Source organism: Acinetobacter sp. YH12255 (assembly GCF_013417355.1).
GTDB lineage: Bacteria > Pseudomonadota > Gammaproteobacteria > Pseudomonadales > Moraxellaceae > Acinetobacter > Acinetobacter pseudolwoffii.
On sequence record NZ_VPEC01000099.1, the window covers coordinates 1 to 3,073 of the forward strand.

A 3,073-nucleotide genomic window follows, 5' to 3' on the forward strand; every position below is an offset into this window, starting at 1 on the left:
AGTTTTATGATAACTTTACTGTTAAAAGAAGTCTAGACAACCTTGTTTTATGCTTGGATATAAGGCTTATTTTAAAATAATAGTAGTGAAGATTTTCTAAAATTAACATAATACACCTTATACGAAATGCTTGATATTTCTCTTTAAATATCATTATATTAACGTAAGCCGTTCTGGAGTATAGGGCACCAGAACGGCTTTTTATTGATTATTCATGTTCCACGATCACTAATTGAGCGATGTTCCACGGTTTTATTCAGTTTTAATAAACATCATCCGGTTTTTTGAGGAGTCATTATTTCAAGTGCTTGCACTGAAATTGGCTCTTCAAAAAACTGGAGTCTTGGCTAACCATATGGAAGGAAAAAGCGGCTTAGGAAGCCTCTCTTCTTCTGTTCTGGTTCAACATGCTCCGGGATAGGAATACGCTTATTGTCTTGCTGAGGAGTAGTCAATTCGTCATAGTTCGTTGCTAGTTCCGACCGAGGATCCGTTGCTATATCCTGTTTAAAGCTCTGATCGGTAAAGGTAGTCATATTGGCTTTTGGTGCTTCTAGTAAGCGCTGCATAGCTTCAATCTGTTCTTGATAAAACGATTCACGTTCTAAAGATTGATTTTCTCTCTGTATTGCCTGATTTAATTGTTTTTCCAGTATGTCAACTTGACGTTTTAGTAAGTCAACTTCTGTCAAGTTTTGACTGTTAATTGATTGACTTTGATTGACTGTATCCTCTTTTTTTTGTGGTTCCCCAAAAACTCTTAGGGCCTCTGAAAAGTCAATTAATCCATCAGATCCTTTAGATAAATTTCCTTTGTTTATATGTGCATATATGGCTTGTCTTGAATATCCATAAAGCTTAGCTAACTCTGAAACTGACAGTTTTTTCATTATGTAAACCAGTTTTCAACTTGTGTTAATACCTGACTGTTAACTTAACAATTTCAATTAACAATGTCATTGAAATCCTAATTTTCTGAGTAAAGGAAGTAATTCCTTAAATTTCTCTGCATCTTGCAGCATGGCAGCTATACGTACAGCAAACTGCTGATAGCTTTCTGTGCCTTGTGAATATTTACTCATCTCAGGAAGCTCTGAGAGCTTGTTGGCGAATAGATGGCGTTGTTTATCTGTTATTTTTGAAAAGAGGTCTAATGTATTCGGATCTCTTTTAGATTCGACTGAATGCGTGGCTGATTTTTTCTGTTTAAAGCTAAATGAAAAACCAGTAATAGATCTACCTGTTTTATGCTGTTCAACTTTGACAATAATATCGGTATGTTCATTTACTTGTTTTAATGCAATGTCTAAAACATATTTTTTAAAATCATACATTCGTTTGTATTCAGTCTCGAGTACACCTATTTTTTGTCTAAAATCATACATAGTTATGAGAGGCGTTTTTCCAGTACTACGCCATGCAATCAATATTTCATATAAACGAACAGCATAAGCACTTGTTAAATTACTTATTTGTTGTATTTCATACTTTGTAAATTGTTCTTCTAACCTAGTAATTAAAGGCACAATAGCAGGGGCAAAAATAAGTCTAACGACAGCTTCATTATCAATATAAGCCACCTCGCTCACCCATCTTGATTTGTGATTAATAGTGTTACCTTTTTCACTAAGACTCTGATAACTGAATTGTCTTGCAAACAAGTCATCGCAAGCATCTTTTAACGCCTGATAAGCCGTATTTCGATGTACACCAAACTGATTAATATAACTTTCAGCATGAACTGTTAGTGGATCATTAGCATTTATCCCTTTACCCGATTCCCTTGCTTCAACAATAGCTAGGAGAATTAACCTCTGTTCAACTAGATCGAGGTTATAACTGGCATTGATTAAGGCGTTATCTTTAACAACTAGTTCTGTTTTCATATGAAAAGATTATATTTTTAATTCAATAAGACGAGGTTATATAATTATCTCGCTTAATGCAAGGTAAACCTCGTTTTAATGCAAGGTAAACCTCGTTTTAATGCAAGGTAAACCTCGTTTTAATGCAAGGTAAACCTCGTTTTAATATCTCTAGAACCATTATGAATAAAGGATTACAGCTTAATTAAAAGCATTTAAAAGCTTAAAAATAATTAAAAGCCCAGGGAGTAAAAAATTGCCCTTGGTTTTCGCTTCGCTCAAACTCTATTGAATCTCGCTTTCGCTCGATTCGTCGGGGCAATTTTTGGTTCATATTTTCGTGAATTTGAGAAAAAGCAAAAGCAAGATCAAAAGCAGCTCGGAATTCGCTTCGCTCATGAGCTTTTTTTCTCGCTACGCTCGGTTTAGGAATCAAATTTGGAAAGTTCGCACCCATTCGGGATGCTCTGTAAAGCAGGTGATTGATGGATAGGGAGCTTGTAATCAGGGAAAGGGATGGGCAAATTTTCTCAGTTCGCTCGTAGACACTCGCTCTGTTTAGCGACTCATGCCACGAGATTTCATTTTAGGCGCATGTTGCTGTGCTTTGAGCTGTTGTTCCTGTCTGAGTTTCATCTGTTGTTCTGCTTTGATCTCATCCACACATTTTTTAATGACTTGATAGGATGGGTATAGAGTCTGGTATTGCTTGGCTTTGGCTGGATGTTGTTGTTGGTACTGCTTCCAGGCATGTTCTTTGAATTTGTCATTTTCCAATAAATCCTTCACACCATGTTTTTTCTGGTGTTCATGCTGACCTTTCAGCTTTTTGTGCTCCTGGTAAATCGCATCACGTTGGGCTTCCCAGGCTTTTTTTCCAAACAGTAAGGGTTTGTTCTGAGTTAATTCGTTGTGTTGATCGACCAGGCTTTGCAATTTGTCATGACTTTGCTTGAGTCCGCTTTTCACGATCTCCTGGGCAAGCTGCTGATTGAACTCATTTTGATGTTTGTGGTGCTTGGTCAGGGTTATTTCGGCTTGTTTGAGATTACGCTGCATGAAATCCAGGTCTAGATTCGCGTCTTTTGCGCTGATTTCGCGTTTTAGCACTTTGCCAAGGGTTTCCCTCTGTTTTTCCTCAAACAGGGCTTTTTCGTCAATTGGTGGCGTTTTAGCGCTATTTTTGATTTGGATCTGCTGTTCTGTTT

The 3,073-nt window shown here is 36.9% G+C and carries 4 protein-coding genes; all 4 read right to left on the bottom strand.

What is annotated here, in order from left to right; translation table 11 throughout:
* Positions 1 to 347 precede the first annotated feature (347 nt).
* On the bottom strand, positions 348 to 890 hold the full coding sequence (locus FTV30_RS15785) for a plasmid replication DNA-binding protein (protein WP_004896925.1): 543 nt from the start codon (positions 888 to 890) through the stop codon (positions 348 to 350).
* A 66-nt stretch (positions 891 to 956) separates the two neighbouring features.
* A complete protein-coding gene (repM, locus tag FTV30_RS15790) occupies positions 957 to 1,886 on the bottom strand; it encodes a replication initiation protein RepM (protein ID WP_068553070.1) in 930 nt (309 codons plus the stop codon).
* A 202-nt stretch (positions 1,887 to 2,088) separates the two neighbouring features.
* Complete coding sequence (locus FTV30_RS15795; RefSeq protein ID WP_068553069.1) at positions 2,089 to 2,322, bottom strand: hypothetical protein; 234 nt, start codon at positions 2,320 to 2,322, stop codon at positions 2,089 to 2,091.
* A 101-nt stretch (positions 2,323 to 2,423) separates the two neighbouring features.
* On the bottom strand, positions 2,424 to 3,073 hold a 650-nt coding region (locus FTV30_RS15800; RefSeq protein ID WP_257228937.1), incomplete at its 5' end, for a hypothetical protein.

Excerpts from the sequence above, each read along its gene's own strand:
- FTV30_RS15785 (WP_004896925.1), bottom strand. The coding sequence starts at position 890 with ATGAAAAAACTGTCAGTTTCAGAGTTAGCTAAGCTTTATGGATATTCA.
- FTV30_RS15795 (WP_068553069.1), bottom strand. The coding sequence starts at position 2,322 with ATGGGTGCGAACTTTCCAAATTTGATTCCTAAACCGAGCGTAGCGAGA.
- repM (WP_068553070.1), bottom strand. The coding sequence starts at position 1,886 with ATGAAAACAGAACTAGTTGTTAAAGATAACGCCTTAATCAATGCCAGT.